17 protein-coding genes are annotated in these 19171 nt (G+C 41.1%); 4 read left to right on the top strand and 13 right to left on the bottom strand.

Translation table 11 applies throughout. The features are described 5' to 3' along the window. Positions 1-47 precede the first annotated feature (47 nt). Complete coding sequence (locus I6N90_RS15630) at positions 48-347, bottom strand: YuiB family protein (protein WP_197936517.1); 300 nt, start codon at positions 345-347, stop codon at positions 48-50. A gap of 164 nt (positions 348-511) precedes the next feature. On the opposite strand from I6N90_RS15630, the gene hemQ reads away from it, so the two are divergent. Beyond that, positions 512-1258 carry a hydrogen peroxide-dependent heme synthase gene (hemQ, locus tag I6N90_RS15625; RefSeq protein ID WP_197936516.1) on the top strand — a complete coding sequence of 249 codons (747 nt, stop codon included), beginning with the start codon at positions 512-514 and terminating at the stop codon, positions 1256-1258. Positions 1259-1355: 97 nt separating this feature from the next. On the opposite strand, the gene I6N90_RS15620 is transcribed toward hemQ, so the two are convergent. Both I6N90_RS15620 and I6N90_RS15615 read right to left on the bottom strand, forming a co-directional pair. After that, positions 1356-1616, bottom strand: coding sequence for a hypothetical protein (locus I6N90_RS15620; RefSeq protein WP_197936515.1), 261 nt, complete (start codon positions 1614-1616; stop codon positions 1356-1358). Continuing rightward, the gene (locus I6N90_RS15615) at positions 1616-2809 is read right to left on the bottom strand and encodes an NAD(P)/FAD-dependent oxidoreductase (protein WP_197936514.1); all 1194 of its coding nucleotides are present in this window, start codon (positions 2807-2809) and stop codon (positions 1616-1618) included. The genes I6N90_RS15620 and I6N90_RS15615 overlap by 1 nt, the downstream gene beginning before the upstream one ends. Positions 2810-3196: 387 nt before the next feature. Here I6N90_RS15615 and I6N90_RS15610 point away from each other — a divergent pair, with 387 nt between their 5' ends. Further along, positions 3197-4198 carry an NAD(P)/FAD-dependent oxidoreductase gene (locus I6N90_RS15610; protein ID WP_197936513.1) on the top strand — a complete coding sequence of 334 codons (1002 nt, stop codon included), beginning with the start codon at positions 3197-3199 and terminating at the stop codon, positions 4196-4198. A 330-nt stretch (positions 4199-4528) separates the two neighbouring features. Here the strand turns inward: I6N90_RS15610 and I6N90_RS15605 are convergent, their stop codons facing one another. From I6N90_RS15605 to I6N90_RS15590, 4 genes are all read right to left on the bottom strand, one after another. Next, the gene (locus tag I6N90_RS15605; protein ID WP_332262461.1) at positions 4529-4675 is read right to left on the bottom strand and encodes a sporulation histidine kinase inhibitor Sda; all 147 of its coding nucleotides are present in this window, start codon (positions 4673-4675) and stop codon (positions 4529-4531) included. Positions 4676-5083: 408 nt separating this feature from the next. After that, positions 5084-5761 (bottom strand): YheC/YheD family protein, encoded by a 678-nt coding sequence (locus I6N90_RS15600; protein ID WP_197936511.1) that lies wholly within the window; start codon positions 5759-5761, stop codon positions 5084-5086. A 98-nt stretch (positions 5762-5859) separates the two neighbouring features. Then, positions 5860-8025 (bottom strand): DNA topoisomerase III, encoded by a 2166-nt coding sequence (locus I6N90_RS15595; protein WP_197936510.1) that lies wholly within the window; start codon positions 8023-8025, stop codon positions 5860-5862. Between the two features lie 74 nt (positions 8026-8099). Then, the gene (locus I6N90_RS15590; protein WP_197936509.1) at positions 8100-9146 is read right to left on the bottom strand and encodes a DUF418 domain-containing protein; all 1047 of its coding nucleotides are present in this window, start codon (positions 9144-9146) and stop codon (positions 8100-8102) included. A 179-nt stretch (positions 9147-9325) separates the two neighbouring features. On the opposite strand from I6N90_RS15590, the gene I6N90_RS15585 reads away from it, so the two are divergent. After that, complete coding sequence (locus tag I6N90_RS15585; protein ID WP_197936508.1) at positions 9326-10477, top strand: metallophosphoesterase; 1152 nt, start codon at positions 9326-9328, stop codon at positions 10475-10477. Positions 10478-10553: 76 nt separating this feature from the next. On the opposite strand, the gene I6N90_RS15580 is transcribed toward I6N90_RS15585, so the two are convergent. The 4 genes from I6N90_RS15580 to I6N90_RS15565 all read right to left on the bottom strand — a co-directional run bounded on the left by I6N90_RS15580 (position 10554) and on the right by I6N90_RS15565 (position 14567). After that, on the bottom strand, positions 10554-11546 hold the full coding sequence (locus tag I6N90_RS15580; RefSeq protein WP_197936507.1) for a FecCD family ABC transporter permease: 993 nt from the start codon (positions 11544-11546) through the stop codon (positions 10554-10556). After that, complete coding sequence (locus tag I6N90_RS15575; RefSeq protein WP_197936506.1) at positions 11543-12556, bottom strand: FecCD family ABC transporter permease; 1014 nt, start codon at positions 12554-12556, stop codon at positions 11543-11545. Before I6N90_RS15575 ends, I6N90_RS15580 begins: the two co-directional genes overlap by 4 nt. A gap of 119 nt (positions 12557-12675) precedes the next feature. After that, positions 12676-13971 (bottom strand): stalk domain-containing protein, encoded by a 1296-nt coding sequence (locus I6N90_RS15570; protein WP_197936505.1) that lies wholly within the window; start codon positions 13969-13971, stop codon positions 12676-12678. Positions 13972-13988: 17 nt separating this feature from the next. Next, positions 13989-14567 (bottom strand): hypothetical protein, encoded by a 579-nt coding sequence (locus tag I6N90_RS15565; protein ID WP_197936504.1) that lies wholly within the window; start codon positions 14565-14567, stop codon positions 13989-13991. 323 nt (positions 14568-14890) lie between these two features. On the opposite strand from I6N90_RS15565, the gene I6N90_RS15560 reads away from it, so the two are divergent. Next, positions 14891-16330, top strand: a complete 1440-nt coding sequence (locus I6N90_RS15560) for a helix-turn-helix domain-containing protein (RefSeq protein WP_197936503.1) — start codon at positions 14891-14893, stop codon at positions 16328-16330. Between the two features lie 98 nt (positions 16331-16428). On the opposite strand, the gene I6N90_RS15555 is transcribed toward I6N90_RS15560, so the two are convergent. Beyond that, positions 16429-18393, bottom strand: a complete 1965-nt coding sequence (locus I6N90_RS15555) for an ABC transporter permease (protein ID WP_197936502.1) — start codon at positions 18391-18393, stop codon at positions 16429-16431. Further along, complete coding sequence (locus I6N90_RS15550; RefSeq protein ID WP_197936501.1) at positions 18368-19144, bottom strand: ABC transporter ATP-binding protein; 777 nt, start codon at positions 19142-19144, stop codon at positions 18368-18370. The genes I6N90_RS15555 and I6N90_RS15550 overlap by 26 nt, the downstream gene beginning before the upstream one ends. Positions 19145-19171: the final 27 nt, after the last annotated feature.

Below are 19171 nucleotides of genomic sequence, written 5' to 3'. Positions count from 1 at the left end.
TGGCGAGTCGAAAAATAGAAAAATCCCCCGAATGAGGGATTTTCATATTAAAACATTTTGTAGCCGCCTTTGCGTAACGCTTGGATAGCCCAGCCACTGACATATGCACCGATAAGTGCACCTGTTATTGGGATATAATACACTAATGTGTAAGTTCCGATATTATCCAAAGTCGGATTAGCCGCATCTTCCCAAGGAGACCAGATTGCAAGTACAACGATAACAATTACGAACAAAATAATGGGAAAATAAGTCGTCTTGAGCAACATATTGAGAATAAACCCAATACCGAACATCATGACGAAAAATAGCACAGTCGCTATAATGATTTGGACAACCTCAATCATAGACCAAATTACCCCTTTCTTACTCTGTTATTTAGTTTAATGAAAGCCATTACTTAAGTCAATTAGGTCTAATCAAATGTCACAAGACCGTCATTTGCTCATCCTGTAACCATTACGATACAATAATAGTAGCCTTTATAAGGACTTGAAAGGAGCAATACCCTATGAGTGAAGCAGCACAAACATTAGAGGGCTGGTATGCCCTTCATGACTTCCGCAGTATTGATTGGACAGCTTGGCGCCTAGCCGATGAAAGCGAGCGCACACGCGCTTTGGACGAGCTTCATACTTTCCTTGGACAATGGTCACAATTAGAAGAAGAGAAGCTTGGTAGCACTGCCGTTTATTCTATTGTAGGGCAAAAAGCGGACTTCGTATTCATGCATCTTCGCGAAACGTTAGAAGAATTGAATGCACTAGAAACAGCTTTCAATAAAACGACTTTCGCTAGCTTTACATATCCTGTTCATTCCTATGTAAGTATTGTTGAACTGAGCAACTACATGGCTAAACCAGGTTCTGATCCTATGGAAAATCCAGAAATCGTTGCAAGATTGAAGCCAATCTTACCAAAATGGAGACATATTTGCTTCTATCCAATGAACAAACGCCGTGAAGGCAACGACAACTGGTACATGCTTGGAATGGATGTTCGTCGTGAAATGATGCGCAGCCACAGCATGATTGGTCGCCAATATGCGGGTAAAGTAAAACAGATCATTTCGGGTTCTGTCGGCTTCGACAACTGGGAATGGGGCGTAACTTTGTTCGCAGAAGATGCGCTTCAATTCAAAAAGTTAATTTATGAAATGCGTTTTGATGAAGTAAGCGCAAGATACGGCGACTTCGGTGATTTCTATATCGGTAACTTCCTAGATGCAGACAAGTTTACTGAACTTTTGTCTGTTTAATTCCCAACCGTATGCGAATAAATTAAACACATTAACATAATGAAAGGCCTTCACGACATCAGCAGTTATGCCGATTAACGTGAAGGCCCTTTTTTATTTATTCCTCTTCGGTGCTATCCTCAGCGCTCTGCTTCTTCGCTTCCAAATATTCTTGGGTAGCTTTATCGCGAGCACGTCCCTTGTCCTTCAACCTTTCAATCGCTGGTTGAATGAGTCGGTCAATTTCTTGCTGCACCGTATAGGCCAAGTCATAACGAGATTGGGATTCCAAAAAAGAACCTACCTCAATTAAGGCGTTATAACGATCAAGCTCATCTCTCGTCAATAAGCCGCGGACTTGTACGCTGCAATGTCTCATTATAGGAACTTCCCTTTTTTAAGAACAAGAGGAATTCCACCGATAATAAACAGGTAACGAATATCAATCAGCTTTTTAAGGAAAGCTGCAAAACGGCCTTTGTACTTTTTGCCGAAAGCGATACCGATTGCTTCACCTTTACCAAGCGATGCAACTGTACCTTTGTTTTGGAACACAAATGTTTTGTGTGGTTGGTTACGAATCGAAGCAACCAAGTTATGTGCACAAACAACGCCTTGTTGCATAGCAATTTGTGCAGTTGGTGGGAATGGACGACCTTCAGCATTAAACATTAATGAGTTGTCACCAACTACATAAATGTTTTCGTTGCCTGGGCAACGAAGGAACTCATCAACTTTAACGCGTCCGCGCATCGTTTCAAAGCCAGCTTCTTCAATCAAACGGTTACCACGAATACCACCAGTCCAAATAACAGTTGCGGACTTGATTTCTTCGCCTTCACCTACAATTACACCTTCTGGTGAACATTCTTTAATTGCAGTTCCAATACGGAATGTCACGCCTTTTTTAGTCAATACATCCATACCGTATTCAACTAGCTCAGGATCAAAACCTGGCAATGCAGTTGGAGCTGCTTCGATGTTGTAGATTTTCACTAACGTTGGATCTACGTCGAATTGCTTGCATAGTTCAGGGATTCGATCAGCAAGTTCACCTATAAATTCAATACCTGTGAAACCAGCGCCGCCAACGATAAATGTCAAATAATCTGTACGGTGCGGCTCGCGTTTGAAACGTGCGAATTGATATTCGATATGCTCGCGGATTAGGCGAACAGAGTTGATGCTTCGAATGTTCATCGCATGTTCAGCTAGACCTGGAATACCGAAAGTTTCCGGCTCCCCGCCAAGACCAATTACAAGATAGTCGTATGACAATGTTCCGTCTTCAAGAATGACTTTCTTGTCTTGAGGGCGAATTTGTACAACTGTTGATTTCACAAAATCAATTTTAAATTCATCAATCAGCTTAGAGATGCTAACTCGTGCATTTTCTGGGTTGTCAGTACCTGCAGCTGGCATATGAAGATGCGTCGTAATGTAATGATAGTCATGTTTGTTGACTAGTGTTACGTCAGCTTCGTTATAATTTAGTTCTTTTTGTAACCGAAGCGCCGTAAGTACGCCGCCATAGCCCGCACCAAGAATAACAATTTTTGGTATGTTGCTCATCGTAGAATCCCATCCATTCCTTATTTACTTTTGATTGGCGATATAAAAAATCCCTCGCTTACAGGGCGAGTTCGCTTAACAAACATTGTGAAAAATTACACAATCAAATCCACAAAATTATGATGTTAGTAAGAGTTTGCTCTTAGCGTTGCACTTTTATGACGAAAAACAATTGGTGATCATTTTGTTATTCCGACAACTTTCGCCAATTGGACGAACCGCATTTAACTGTTACATACATCAGACATATTACAGACATTTCACGAAAAGTTCAATAGTTATTTATACAAAAAACTTTGGAACATTGTGATATTTATATATTTCCATCCTGGCAGTTGAAAGTTTATAATTGATTAGGTGAACTTTAAATCTTTGGAGGTGCTAGCATTGTCAAACACTGAACCATCCATAAACACAGTCGATATTATTATTATCGGTGGCGGACCAGCTGGAATGTTCGCTGCATTTTACGGGGGTATGCGTCAGGCTTCGGTCAAAATTATCGAAAGTATGCCACAGTTAGGAGGGCAGCTTGCTGCGCTCTATCCTGAGAAATATATATATGACGTTGCAGGTTTCCCTAAAGTGACTGCACAGGAATTAGTGGATAGACTGAAAGAACAAATTGATCTCTTTAAACCAGAGATTTGTTTAGAGGAAAAAGTAGTTGATGTTATTAAGCATGACGAGAGACTGTTTGAAGTAAAAACAGCTACGTCTTCACATTATGCAAAAGCCGTCATCATCACAGCCGGTGTGGGCGCTTTTGAGCCTCGCAGGCTAGAGCTTCCAGAAGCTTCAAGATTCGAAGGCAAAAATCTTCATTATTTTGTAGGTGATCTACAACGCTTTAAAGATCAGAGAGTACTTATAAGTGGTGGAGGCGACTCTGCTGTAGACTGGTCTCTCATGCTAGAGCCAATTGCTAAGAGCGTTACACTTATTCACCGTCGTGATAAGTTTCGGGCGCACGAACATAGTGTAGAAAACTTATTAAATTCAAGCGTTAAAGTGATAACTCCAACCGAAATTACAGCTCTACATGGAGACGAGCAGATTACAAAAGTGACATTGTCTCATGTGAAGACGCAAGAAGTGACAGAAATCGAGGTTGATGCTGTTATTGTCAACTTTGGCTTTGTATCCTCATTAGGACCAATTGCAGAGTGGGGTATTGAAATCCAAGGTGGCTCCATTGTTGTCGATACACGTATGGAAACGAACATTGCTGGCATATTCGCCGCAGGCGATATTACAACTTATCCTGGTAAGCTGAAGCTAATTGCGGTAGGGTTCGGCGAAGCACCAACTGCAATCAATAATGCAAAAGTATATGTTGATCCAAGTGCTAAACTATCACCAGGTCATAGCAGTAACATGAAGTTATAACTGACTGCCATTTTCTCATAAAATGATTTCATAAGGGTATCCTAAGCTTGGCCAAGCGGAATGATGAACTGATTTCGTTCTATACGCGCCGAGGAGGGTACCCTTATGTTTTGCCCAGTGTGCAACGGAATTGAAGACTATCAAGGTTGCTGTATCTCTTGTGGAGGTAACGTAACGGATTGTGGTCGTTTATCGGATTATACTAGTCCATATGCGCCATACGAACAAATTGCGGAAGGTCAATTAAGCCAGTTGAAAACGATGGAGTCAGAGGCTACATGCTGTCACATCATCTATTGCTCGAAGTGTCAGACCTCTAAGGAGGTTTATTTAAGCCGAGTGTCGTTGAGCGGATAAATCGACGTTTCTACGCTTCAACTCAATTGCAAGCATACGTATGAAATCCGGTTCCAGCTTAAATTCTATAGCTGCATAATAGGTATCAACAAGAAGTTCATCCGATAGATGATCCATCATGCCCCCTCCTTCCAAATGCCTCTTATTTACAGTTTTTAGTGTATCATGCAAAGTAGAACCTAAACAACAGACCCTGTTATGCACATCAGTATGTGGATATTCTGTTAATTGGATGTGAATAGATCTGGAATTACTAGGAAAAACGGCGTGGATAATGTGGATATGGTTATCCACATCCTTTTATCGCGGAAAATCAATAAAAAACTTTAATGGCATTCCACTTTCCTATTAATGGAATATTTTAACGTCGTTAACTAGCTTGTCTGAGCAATAAGGCATTAATTTTAAGTCCATATTACGGTCTGAACGTAAAAAGGATCGCCCAGGTTACTTAAACCTAATAAGACGATCCTCTTATTTATACATCGTTTTGATTTACAGGAACAATACGATAAAAAAAGCAAAAACTCAATGTGGGCGGGTATTTACTTCAAAAATCCATATCTTCCCTTGTCTATCAATTCCATAATCAAAACCTAGTTGGACTATCCCAGGAAATCTCTGTTCCAATACTCTCGTAGAAATTACTGTTAGCTCCCTCATCTCACGCTTTTTCACTTTGACGTAAGAGGGTCCGAGCGAAGCTTTTATGCCTTGTCCGGCCAGCACCATATCGCCACCTTGGCTAAGATTAGTGACAAATAACCCCGATCTAGCGATTCGTCCAACCAAAGCGCGATATTCCCAGCGATTAAAAGACTTCACATACTTTACTCTGTAATCAATCGGTCGACCGTTCACAGTTGCAAGTGAAATCCCTTTCTGAATCAAATAACTCTTTTGCCCCATCTTCTGAAGCAATGCCATCACTAGACCATCAAAGTTTGAATAGGATACTGTTCGTTCATAATGCGTGTATGAGAACCCATTTCCGGACTTTGATACTTTTATTACACCTTTGCCGCCTGATCCAACGACAGGCTTTATAACGACCGTACCGTGTCTCTCCAGCATACTCCGCAGTTGCGGAGCAGAAAATCGACTAGTGGGCGGAATGTGAGGGACAAGAGACGGGTGTGAAAGTAGCGCCTCTGTCTTCTCCCATTTGCTTGCAAGTTGTCTTCCATCATGATTATGATTGGTCAAATCAGCCGCACTCCTTTACCATCGCTTCATCCTTATTATATGGTGGAAAAGGCCAACCTTCTTGGATGAATGTCGATAATGAGGCTTATGATTTATTTCTAATCAGATTTTTTCTCTAGAGCAGCCTTAAGCTTATCCGCTAAACTATTTGCGAGCGGTGTACTATCGCTAAATTGTTGTACAAGCTTCTGCTGTTCTCTGCGATTCATACGACCTCCGTCCTTGTCTCCTAACATTTCGATAACGTTACAAGGTCTACATTGTGCATACTTTCCGGCTTTGCCGGTATGCATTTCCATCTTTTTATGACACTGTGGACAACGCTTATTAAGCAACACAGGTTCTGCAGCTCTTCGATATGTACACTCCCGATCGGAGCATACGAGTGACTTACCCCGCTTCCCTTTCACTTCGAGCAATGGTTTACTGCAATCCGGGCAAATAGAACCTGTAAGGTTATGTGGTTTATATTCCTTTGTTTCTCTTTTCACCTCAGCGACCCACTTAGATGCCTGCTCACGAATATTGCGCATGAACGCCTCCGCATCTCCCTTGCCCTGCGCAATTCGCTCAAGCTCACTCTCCCAACGTGCAGTAAGTTCAGGGCTTCGCAGCTCATCAACGACAAGCTCAATGAGTTGCTTGCCTTTACCTGTTGGAGCGAGTGTATTTCGCATTCTCTCAATCGTATCTGTAGCTATAAGTTTTTCTATAATGTCCGCACGAGTAGCAGGTGTGCCCAGACCATGCTTCTCCATTTGTGTCAAAAGCGTTGCTTCCGTATATCGAGCTGGCGGCAGTGTCCGAAGCTCCTTAACCTCGGTCTGCTTAACAGGAATTAATTGACCAATTTGAAGGGATGGCAGCTTCTGTGCCGACTGACGAGCCGCCCCAGCATTGCCCGCATCTCCCTCGCCTGCTTCATCTGTATCATTATAAAGCGATCCGCTATTTCCCTGGTAAACCTCTCTCCAGCCGATATCCTTTTCGATCTTACCCTTCGTATAGAACCTTTCCCCATCAGCTAGCAGTGTGACATTCGTTTCATCGTAGCGATATGGCCCATAAAACAATGATATAAATCGTCTAACGATAAGATCATATAATCGTCTTTCATCATTCGTGAGCGCGTTTAAATTTACATATTGCTCAGTAGGAATAATGGCATGATGATCAGTAACTCTGCTATTGTCTACGAATCGCTTTGTCACTTGCAACCCAGAACGAAGCACCTTTCGAGCTAGCGGGGCATATGCCCCCACAGCAACACTCTCAAGACGTCCTTTTAGTGTAGGAACCATATCACTCGTCAAATGACGTGAGTCCGTTCGCGGATAAGTAACCAGCTTGTGCTGTTCGTACAGCTTTTGCAAGACGTTCGAAGTTTGCTTAGCAGAAAAACCAAGACGCTTATTAGCATCACGTTGCAGCTCAGTGAGATCATACGCCTCTGGATGCGGCTCAGCCCGCTCCGAAGTACGGAGTTGCTCCACCTTAGCTGTACCAGCCGCTTTAGCTCTAGCCGCGGCCTTATCCGCTTCTTCGCGACTCCATAATCTCCCGTCATGACCATCCTTCTGACGCCATACTGCTGAAAAACTACTGAAATTAGCCCCAATAGTCCAATATGGCTGCGATTGAAACCCACCAATCTCACTTTCGCGATTCATTAGCATCGACAACGTTGGCGTTTGAACTCGCCCAGCTGCTAATTGCGCGTTATATTTAACAGTAAGAGCTCTCGTCATATTAAGTCCGATTAACCAATCTGCTTCTGCTCGGCATACTGCTGAAGTATACAAATTATCGTAGTCTCGACCAGGCTTCACCGATTTGAAGCCATCTTTAATTGCTTGATCGGTCTGCGACGAAATCCATAATCGTTTAAATGGTTTCTTCCAGTGGACAAGCTCCATTATCCAGCGTGCAACAAGCTCCCCTTCTCGGCCCGCATCTGTAGCTATAATTAACTCTCCAATATCATTCCTTTTACATAACTGGGAAACCGCACGGAATTGATGAGATGTTTCCTTCATCACTTTCAAATTCATCTTATTCGGTAGCAGTGGGAGATCTTCTAAGTTCCACGTTTGAAATTTTTTATCATATTCTTCCGGCTCTGCTAATGTAACTAGATGTCCCAGTGCCCATGTGACAACGTACTTCGGTCCTTCAAAGTAGCTCTTCTGTTTCGCTCCGCAACCAAGTACTCTTGCAATTTCTTTTGCAACACTTGGCTTCTCTGCAAGTACTAATACTTTCATTCTGTCCTACTCCCCAATCCTCTTGCGTTATGGTGACAAGATACCATAAGCCTATAACCCATGCAACGACCATCTTATCCGTTCATCATACGTTTCTGCCTACGGAGTGGCGGCCATTGTAAATATGTTGCAGCTCTCCATATCCATTCTAAAGGGCCCATAACGAAATATTCCAGCCAAATGACACTAAACAACATTTGGAAAATATAGATACCTACACACAGTACTAAAGACTCGAATAGCCCAATACTTCCGATAAGATTAAGCCAATGTCCTGCAACGAGTACTAACACGGTTTGTCCAATATAGTTAGTAAGCGCCAAACGTCCTAAAGCTTTCATTGGAAAAAGCAGCTTGCGAAACCATCTTGCTTGTAGAAGCATAAGCAAAATGCCAGCATAAGCAAAAGATACAATTGCACTATTCCATATCCCTATTTTCATATACAAATTCGCTTGCTCAATAATAGGATCACCCGTACCTGCAACAGCATAAGGTTGGAATGGTGCAGTTGGTGCTTGTTGATATTGATAAACTAAGCTTGCTGCTGCTACTGAAGCCATAATTAACGTAACAATGATTAATACTTTACGTCGTTTAGCTAATTGTTCGAAAACACCATATTGACCTGCGGCAATTCCTAACAATATAAAAGGAAGAGGCAACAACACTTTTGAACCTGTATACGAAAATAAAACCATAAGTATAATCCCTATTATTAAGTTAATTGGGCGCTTCACCTTAAACATAGGAAGCAAAAGCAGACCACATACAGCATAAATTGCAAGTGCTTCCCCTGGATGAAAGTAAGAATGAATAATTCCAAATACAAACATGACAAGAATTCGCCTTAGAAATAACAACATACCATTGTGTCCTTTATCATTTGCTCTAGAAATGAACATATAAAACCCAATCCCAAACAGAAATGAAAAAATGCTAAAAAAGCGAGCTTCCCCAAACAAATAAAGCATTCGCTGATACGTCTCACCCATTGAATCGGGCTGTGGAACAGGGATCTTGAGCAGTGAGATAACATTCAATAACAAAATGCCAAGCAGAGCGAATCCTCTTAAATAATCTAATTCATCGATTCGATCTCTAAGTTCTAAACGATTCATAATAACCTCCTGAAACAATTGATTATTTTGAGTATAAAGCCCTATACATAATCGAACCATCGATTTACCTTACAAGTTTATCAATCTAGCAGATTTGGTTCCTATTCTTCAAATATGCTATAGTAGTTTCAGTTTCTTATCGTTATTATTCCAGCATAAAGAAGGAGCATACATCCCTTATGAAGCTTCGCATTACAGCATCAATTATTATCTTCCTCTCTATATACGGCGGGATCTCTGCGTACATCGGCTGGAACGGTTGGTTGTTCCTCTCCGAAATAAGCGGGCTGGAACAATCGGCGACTTATACTATCCTTATCATCATTCTAGCGCTAGCCTATTTAATAGGACGTGCAACACAATCCACGTGGTTAAGACCAATCGCAGAACTACTGAAGCTCATTGGCTCCTATTGGTTTGCTATTGTGCAATTCGGGGTCTTACTTCTACCAGTCGCCAACATCACAGCACTGTTGTTAAAATGGGCCGGTGTTTCGAAAGAAATCTACTTGATAGGTGTTGGAGGAGCCGTTCTACTGCTACTTCTCGGAATTTTATTGCTTGGCTCTAGAAATGCATGGAGTCCTGTCATTCGTCATTATGAAGCAACTATTGCGAAATCAGCAGGTAATCGAGATTCTCTCCGAATCGCAATGGCCTCAGATCTCCACTTAGGCACTGTTATAGACAACAACCATATCGATCGATTAGTTGCAAAGGTTAATGAAATTAAACCAGACATTATATTGTTACCGGGAGATATTTTGGATGATGATCTAACACCCTTCCTGCAAAAAGGAATGTCAGCCAAGCTCGGTCAACTTAAAGCTCCACTCGGTGTGTTCGCAGTTACAGGTAATCATGAGTATATCGGTAAGAAGGTTCCCGAATTTGTTAAGACGTTAGAAGCAATAGGCATCAGAGTATTAATGGATGAAACAGTAGTGATTGACGATAGTTTTATTATTATCGGGCGGAAAGACAAGGCCGCAGCAAGTTTTGGAGTTAATGGCAGGAAATCAATCGTTGATCTCCTAGCACCACTTGACACTACTTTACCCCTGATCATGTTAGATCATCAGCCATCCGACATTATTGTAGCTTCTGACAACGGTATTGACCTTAGCTTATCAGGTCATACACATCGGGGACAGATGATGCCAAATCATCTGATAACGAAACGTATATTCCCACTAGACTTTGGCTATAAACGAATAAAAAATCTGAATGCTTTCGTTTCTTCCGGCTTCGGCTTCTGGGGGCCGCCTATTCGTATCGGGAGTCGTTCCGAAGTGCTCCATATTGAAGTGAAGTTCGACGCCAGCAAGTAGCTGTTAACACAAAAATGCTCCATTGTCTAAAGAGACAATGGAGCATTTTTGTGTAGCAAATATAAACGAGAACAGACTAACCTTGATTTCGAGAGCGATATAGTAAATAAATAAAGAACGGAGCGCCTATCGCAGCAGTAAATACGCCTACTGGAATATCATGCGGAAGAAAGGCTACACGGCCAATAAGATCCGCTGCCACAACAAGAATAGCTCCTATAAGTGCACTTACCGGCAATACTCGGTTCATTACTGGCCCAATTAATCTCCGGGCCATATGCGGTGCCATAAGTCCAACAAATCCGATAACACCGCCAATTGAAACTGCTGATCCCGCTAACCCAACACTAAGAAGAAGCAGGAGGAAACGATGACGCTGTACCGCACTGCCAAGTCCTGTAGCAAGCTCATCTCCTAACAGCTGAACATGAACATGGCGAGTTGTTAGTCCAACAATAATGAGCAGTCCTACAGTCCAAGGCAACAACGTTATCACATTAGTCCATGTAGTCGCATATACCGTTCCTGTCAGCCATATATATGCGGCTGTCGCAGAATAAATTGGACTAAAGATTAGTAGGTATGAAGTTATTGCAGAAAGAATTGCCGCCACCCCAATACCAACTAGTACAAGCCGATTCGAGCTAACGCCACCTTTCCAAGAAAGTGAATATACAACTAACGCTGAAATTAATGCACCTACCATAGCCGGGATCGGCAATAGGTGAACACTAAACAGACCAGGAAAGCGAGTTAAAAATAAAACAGCCCCCGCAGAAGCACCACCTGTAATACCTACAACATCTGGAGCTGCGAGCGGATTACGAACGATAGATTGCAATATAGCACCGGATACCGCGAGTGAAACGCCGATTAGTAATCCAATAATTAAACGCGGAGCCCGTAACGTCTGTACAATAAAAATTTGCTCTCCATCACCCTTTCCTAATAATGCGTTCCACACATCCATAGGAGCAATGAATTGATCACCTAACATTAAATATACGGCGGACAGAGCGACTAACAATAATGATAAACCCATCACATAACGGATTCTGCTTTTACTCATTTTTTCTTCATCCCCTTTCTAGCAAGATAGATGAAGAATGGCGCTCCTATAGCTGCGGTCATTAATCCAACCGGGACTTCTAATGGGAATGAAATAAACCTTGCAGCTATATCAGCAAGCAACAGCAAAATAGCACCAAATAATGCGCTGTATGGAATAAGCCAGCGATAATCCAAGCCCACAATTTTTCTAGCAATATGCGGGACGATAATGCCTACTAACCCAATTGGTCCTGATACAGCAACTGAACCACCAGCGAGCAGTACGACTAGCAGAGCTGCTATTATTTTCACAGAAATAATGTTCTGACCAAGTCCCTTAGCAGATTCCTCGCCCATTAACAATACATTCCATTGTCTAGACATAAGGACAGCACCGAGCCCGCCGATAATTAAATAAGGAAGTACAGGCAGGAACGATTCCATCGTTCTTCCTGCAATAGATCCAGCGAGCCAAAACATAACATCTTGTAGTCCATTTTCATTAAGCACAAGCATCCCTTGTGTCCCTGCAGAAAAGAAAGCTGTCATAGCTGCTCCTGCCAAAATAATTTTCAGCGGAGACAAACTTCCCTTACCCATAGAACCAAGTACATACACACAAACTGACGCCATTGCCGCTCCAGCAAATGCAATCCATGTTAGTACATCTACATCACTAATCTTCAGCATCGTAATAGCAAAGACGATAGCAACTGAAGCACCTGCATTAATACCTAATATACTTGGTGATGCCATCGCATTTCGTGTAACCGCCTGCAAAATAGCACCTGCTAGAGCAAGACTTGCTCCAACTGCTGTTGCAATTAATGCACGTGGCAATCTGGCAGTACGTACAACGATTTGTTCATTATTACTAGAATCATAGTTTGTGAATGTATGAATAATATCTTGCCAACTAATTGGATAAAAACCAAATTTAATACTGCACAAAAAACTTACGACTAACACAAATACACTAATAAAAAGTCCAATCACTCGATATAAATTTCCTTTTGCTAATTGTCCCATGTTAAGTTCTGTTTCCCTTCCGGGTTATAAATATAGACGAAAAGAATGAGCCTAAAAGGCCCATTCTCTCGTGCTTTTAAATAACATTCATATCCAAGCACATTACTCCAGTAAAAATACTATTCCAATCCGAAGTAGAAGTAAAGATCATCAAGCATACGTTGTGCAGCAAGTGGACCTGCAGACAGGTTCCAAGTTACAGCATTAACTTTGTAGTAGTTTCCAGCTTTAACACCTTTAAGGTTTTTCCAAAGCTCACTGCTTGTCCACGTTTTTTGGTGTTGGTAGATTGCTCCGTCACCTTCCCAATCAGTTGTGAAATCGAAGATATAATCTCCATCAAGCAAACCAATTTGCTCAGTTGAAGTAACTGGAATAATATCTGTTTCTTTTTCTTTTGCAAATTTAGTTTGTGCCGCAGGCGATTTGAATCCTAGCTCTTTGAAGATCAAGAACGCGAATCCGCTATAGTAAGCACGTGCGCTTCCATTCGGGTTAACACGAATAATAGAAATTGTTGAATTTAGATCTTTAGCAGAGATTTTTTTCTTGAAATCAGCTACATTAGTTTTCCAGCTAGCCATAAACTTAGCAGCAACATCTTCTTTGTTCGTTACTTTGGAAATAACATCAACACTTTCTTGCCAGTCAGTAAACTCTTTCGTTACAACTGTTGGAGCAATTTTACTTAATTGTGCATAAATTTTTTCATGACGCCATTTTGATGCAATAATAACATCCGGCTTAAGAGCTACAATCGCCTCAAGGTTTGGTTGAGCTTCGTCACCAAGCACTTTAACACCTTTTAGTTGTGGACGGATATATTCATAGAATGGTTGTTGAACGATTGATTCAACAGCACCTACTGGTTTAATACCTAACATTACAGAAGTGTCTACTGCTCCGTTGTACAATACTACAACACGTTTAGGAACGCCGTTAAGTTGTGCAGTACCAAACTCATGTTTGAACGAACGTTTCGTTTCAAGTACAGCAGTAGATGAGCTATTGTTCCAGTTTACCCAAACGCCTAGTGACTCACCAACAAAACGTAAAGGTACAAGAAGGCTACCTTTTTCATTAACTGGTGCAGCTTCCAAAGTAGCAGCAGCCCCGTTAATTTTTGCATTTTTGCTTCCTTGTGTAAGTTCAACCGTTTGTTTGCCTTTTACAATTGTTGCTTTTTTCGTTTTAACATCAAACTTTACTTTACCGCCCAAAGCTTCAGCAATTGCACGATAAGGAACCATTGTACGACCATTTACAATTTTAGGGCTAACGTCAAATTTCTGACCCTTGCCATCAATCGTTACATTAATTTTTTTAGCTGCTGCAGTTGCTGCAGTTGCTGGTACAAGCGATACAATAAGTGCAAGACTCAATACAAATGATAGTACTTTTTTGCGGTTAATCATTGTCACAATCACCTATCCTATTCTTTTTGAAATGCTTGTTTTAAATCTCTTAACCCTTGGTAGAGCGAATAATCAAGATCAATAAGTTTTGTCTTGTCCCATTCTTTAGCATGAACTGCTTCGAATAGTGCACCTAGATCCCTATTAATTTGATCATGTTGCTCTGCTTGAACTGTTGCTACTTCCTGGCTTATTGCTTTCCAGACCGCCGCCATTCGTTCCCCTTGCCTTACTGCTTCTTCCTTGTCATCCGATTCTACGATGCCTTTGAATGACTTAATTAGACTGGACAATTCCTCAAGTGCTGTTGGAATATCCGTAATGTCAGCTGGAGCAATATCGACGAAAGGATCGCCCTTCTCATTAGCAGAAGGTTTCCCCTGTGCAGCATTTCCTGATACCGTTTCTTTATTGCCTGAACTTGCTGTACCGCATCCAGTTAATAAAATGAAGACTAGAATCAGGAGCGGCCACATGATATTGCGTTTGGCATTATCGCTTTCCTTTTTCTTTACTGAATGATTAAAAATAATGTTACAACCCCCAACCTCTTGTGAATGATAATCATTTTCATCATTTATTGTACAGATCGTCATAATTGTTTTGTATACACAAAATTGTCTTATTCATATGGACAAAATATTCAAATTAGTGTCAACTAAACAACTGTTGCCCCAAAACGATAATATTGCTACACTTGTAACTGATAATAATTATCAATTGATTTCTTATGTTGACTACTATTTCTTTTGTAAAGGACTGTATTTGTGTGAATAACAGCCCCTATCTGTTTTGTTTTCCTATTGACCTTCAATCTCTTTATTATAAAGGAGGCTTTCGTTCAGAGCCTATCGTTCCCCATAATGCCACAATTGGTATTGTACATAGTGGAATAGGCATGTTATTTTTCGGTGACAACATGTCTAGTCCTCTCAGTGAAGGTTCATTTTTTTTCATACATAAGGAAGAGTGCAGTTATGAGTTAATGGCCGACCCAGGCAGCACACTTAAGCTCACACTCGTTCAATATAATGTATCCGACTTGAAAAACGAACTAATGGTTGCAACAAGCTTATCTCTGCTTAATAGTGGAGGCATTGTGCATCAATCAGCATCTGCACTAACGGACACACTACTTTCTCATCTTAGACAAGCCATGAGTGTAAAAGGTGAATTAGGCTCTATGCGTAAGCAGCTTACCCTTTATGAGCTACTGCTGCATTTACACGCTCATCAGCGAACACCAGGCAGAAATGTGAACGACTCTGTACAAGCGACAATTAGTTATATGGAGCAAAGATTGTCCAAACCTTTACAAATTAGTGAGCTTCCTCAATTGGCAGGTATGACACAAAGCTCCTATTGCCGTGCTTTTAAGAAGATGACCGGCCTAACGCCAGGCAATTATTTAACTCAGCTTCGCATGCTTAAAGCTAAGGAGCTTATGTCTGACAAACATGCTGCATTAAGAGATATCGCCGTTACCGTCGGCTATCAGGACGAACTTTATTTCAGCCGCGTGTTTAAGAAAACGGAAGGAATATCACCCTCCGTTTTTTTGAAACGACGTGAACGCAAAGTAGCCGTCGTTAGTAGCCTTATTTTGCAAGATCACTTGTTAGCTCTAGGCATACTTCCTATTGCAGCACCAAGTTACCCAAACTATTTCACAACACCATCTGGTTTTCCGAGCTATTTGCATGATCGACTAGACGGTACGATCCCCCTAAACGCCGAAACTCCAATCCGTTCAAACGATGTCATTCGATTATCGCCTGATCTTATTTTACGAACGAGGCTGAAAGATGATCTAAGTGACAAACATTGGGGAGAGGATTCCAGCGCATTTTTCATAGACGAATCTACAAGTTGGGAGCAATATTTCCGCAACATTGCCTCGCATCTTGACCGAACAGCGGAGGCGGAAAGAGTCATTAGAGGATTAACTTTAATCGAGCAAGAAGCAAGACGTAAGTTAGAGGCCGTTACAAAGGAAGGAAAGTGGACAATTGTTAGACTGCTTCCCGGAAACTGTAGACTGTACGGTGTTAAAGATCATGCATTCACAGAACTTTTTTATAAACGTCTACAGTTTAAGCCTGATAAACGTATCACTCATGGCTCATACATGAATGATGCTTTTGATCATTTGGTCGAACTCAATCCTGATCAACTATTAATTATTTGGAGTGAGGAACCCGATGTCAATGAATTCTCAGCTGACCCTAGATGGCAGGAACTTAAGGCGGTTAAAGAGAGTCGGGTGTATTATCCCGACAGTAGAGAATGGGACCCTTGGGGACCTATTGGTAGAGAACAGATGATTAAAGCGATGCTTCGTTTTTTCGGTAGGTTGTAAAGAAACGAAACCATACATATAAGAAAAGGCGCATCGCCCTATGTAGAGTGATCTACTTTCGGGTGAGCGCCTTTACCTTGTGAAACAGTCCTAAATCGTTATGCATTAGTACCACGAAGCATACTTTTCATATAGCTATTACTAGCAAGTAGGAAATAAATAGTCTGCATCGCTATATAAATGCCGATGACAACAAAGGAATAGCTCCAATTTGACGCCATCATCATATTGTCGAGTGACACCATTGCGAATAAGGCATGACTAATACCCACGATACAAGGCAGATAAAAAATGATCGCGATTTGAGAGACTACGATCCGCCGAACTTCCTTACGTGTCATACCAATTCTAAACAATCCTTTGAACTGAGCTTGATCCTCTTGGATTTCGGTAAAAAGTTTGAAGTAGATCATGCTCCCTGCTGCAATAAAGAACAATAAGCTAATAAACATACCAATAAATAATGTGAGGGACACCATTTCCTTAGTGTCTTTATATTGGATAGACCGATTTAGATCACTCTCAAATTTCATCTCGTCCGGTATCAGTTTAGCTATCTTCTCTACGGTCGGTGCAGCATTTTCCCAATTCGAAAGCTCATAGCCATAAAACACTAATTGCTTGTCCTCAGAAATATTCGATAAAAGATTCAAATAAGTTAAATCATCCATTACAAAAGTTGTTCCGTTAGAATCAATCCAATTGCTTATTACTCTATCATTGATTGATCTTTCTACCGGCAGCTGTACCCTCTTGTCATTTATTTTCCCAATTGCTTCGCCTGATCCATGTGCCAGCTTATCAAAATTCGGATATAGTGCAATCAGCTTGCCGCTCTCTACTGTCAAAGTCTGCTTACCTTGAAGAGCAGCTAACTTATTGTAATCTGTTGCAGAAATGATCATTGCATTTAACTTATATTTAGCATCTTCTGGACTACCTAATGTAGTACCATCATCAAAATTAACCGAATAATGTTTAAGACCTATTCCAATAACTTTAGCCTCGTGTTTGACTGCAACATTGTCCTTCTTCAAAATAGTGCGCATTTCATCAGGATTCATCACTTGATGGGTATGCAAACCTTCTTCAACATAACCTATCGTATACGGGGAAGTCTCTACTATGCCTTGTTTAGTCCATATATGCATAATGTAAACTGTACCCATAGCTGTCATAATAACCGCGCTCATAATGGAGACAACAAATAAAATGCGGGCATTGTCTCTTATTTTATAGCCTAATTGAGCAAATATAAGCATATTTGTACGTTTGTAATAAATACTATGGCGATTTTGCACCCATCGAAGAACAACAATACTTAATTGAGTAAATAAGAAATACGTTCCAGCGACTACTGTAATTAAGATGGGCAAAGAAAATACGATAAACGTATAGCTAGTCATAATAACTGCCATGCCATAACCCGCTATGAGGCATATTGCACCTATAGCAACGAGCCAAGGCGAATATTTAAGTTCACCTTTTGGTTGTTTGGAAGCTCTAAGTAACTCAATAATTTCAACACGTCTCATTTTCAGTACTGTCAAAATCGAAATGATCATAAACAGTGCAAAAAATCCACCTGCTGTCATCCATACCGCTTTCATCGGTACAACGAACGCTATCGTTTTATTTAAACCAAGAAGTGCAGTTAATGCCATAAAAAAGAGTTTACTAAACAAAATACCGAGACCGATACCAACCGAAATGGCTAATATTGAAATGACGATATTTTCGTAAATAACTAGCTTTCTAAGCTGTGACTTTGTCATTCCAAATAATGAAAATAGTCCGAATTCCTGCTTTCTCGTTTTAAGAAAAGCCGAGTTGGAATACAAAATGAACATGAACGAAAAGATGATAATGAGATATAGACAAAATTGCATGCCCTGGCGAACTTTGTCAGCACCAATTATAACTCCACTCAATACATCTGGATGCGAGATGAATGCCGCATATACATAAAAGATAAGTACAGAAAAAACACTGCTAAGAAAAAATGCGCTGTAAGAACGCCAATTGCCCCTAATATTACTAAGTGCGAGCGAACGGAACGTCATCGAAATTGCCTCCCAACACGCTTAATGCATCCAAAATTTGCTGGAAGAAAGCCTGGCGATTAGAACCGCGGCGAATTTCTGAGAAGAACCTGCCATCTTTAATGAACACGATTCGCTGACAATAGCTTGCAGAGAACGGATCATGAGTTACCATTAGTACTGTAGCTTTGAGACGTTCATTCATCTCTTTAAGCGAGTCCATTACGTCTTTGGCAGATTTGGAATCCAAATTCCCTGTAAGCTCATCCGCTAGTACAAGTGACGGCTGATGGATAATTGCACGAGCAATTGCGGCGCGTTGCTTCTGTCCTCCCGATACTTCATACGTTCTTTTCCCCAAAATACCTTCGATTGAAAGCAGGTCGACAATCGGCTTTAGTTTTTGCTCAATAATTTTGGGAGCCATTCCCTCCATCACGAGCGGAAGGATAATGTTCTCCTTAATGGATAACGTATCGAGCAAATTAAAGTCCTGAAAGACGAATCCTAATTCACGTCGACGAAACAATGCGAGCTTGTTATCAGTCAGCTTCGTCGGATCAATACCGTTAATCTCTATTCGTCCCGAAGTTGGACGATCAATCGTCGATAATAAGTTTAGAAGTGTGGTCTTCCCACTACCTGATGGCCCCATAACCCCAACAAACTCGCCAGCCTCCACCTGCAAATCTATATCTTCTAATGCTTTATATACGACATTACCTTTACTGCTATATACTTTGCCAATTCCCTGTGCACTAAGTACGCTCATATTCGTAATCCCCCTCGGAATTTTTAT

Source organism: Paenibacillus sp. GSMTC-2017, assembly GCF_016019935.1.
GTDB lineage: Bacteria > Bacillota > Bacilli > Paenibacillales > Paenibacillaceae > Pristimantibacillus.
The sequence above is the reverse complement of the archived record's forward strand: the minus strand, read 5'-3'. Positions and strand labels throughout refer to the sequence as shown.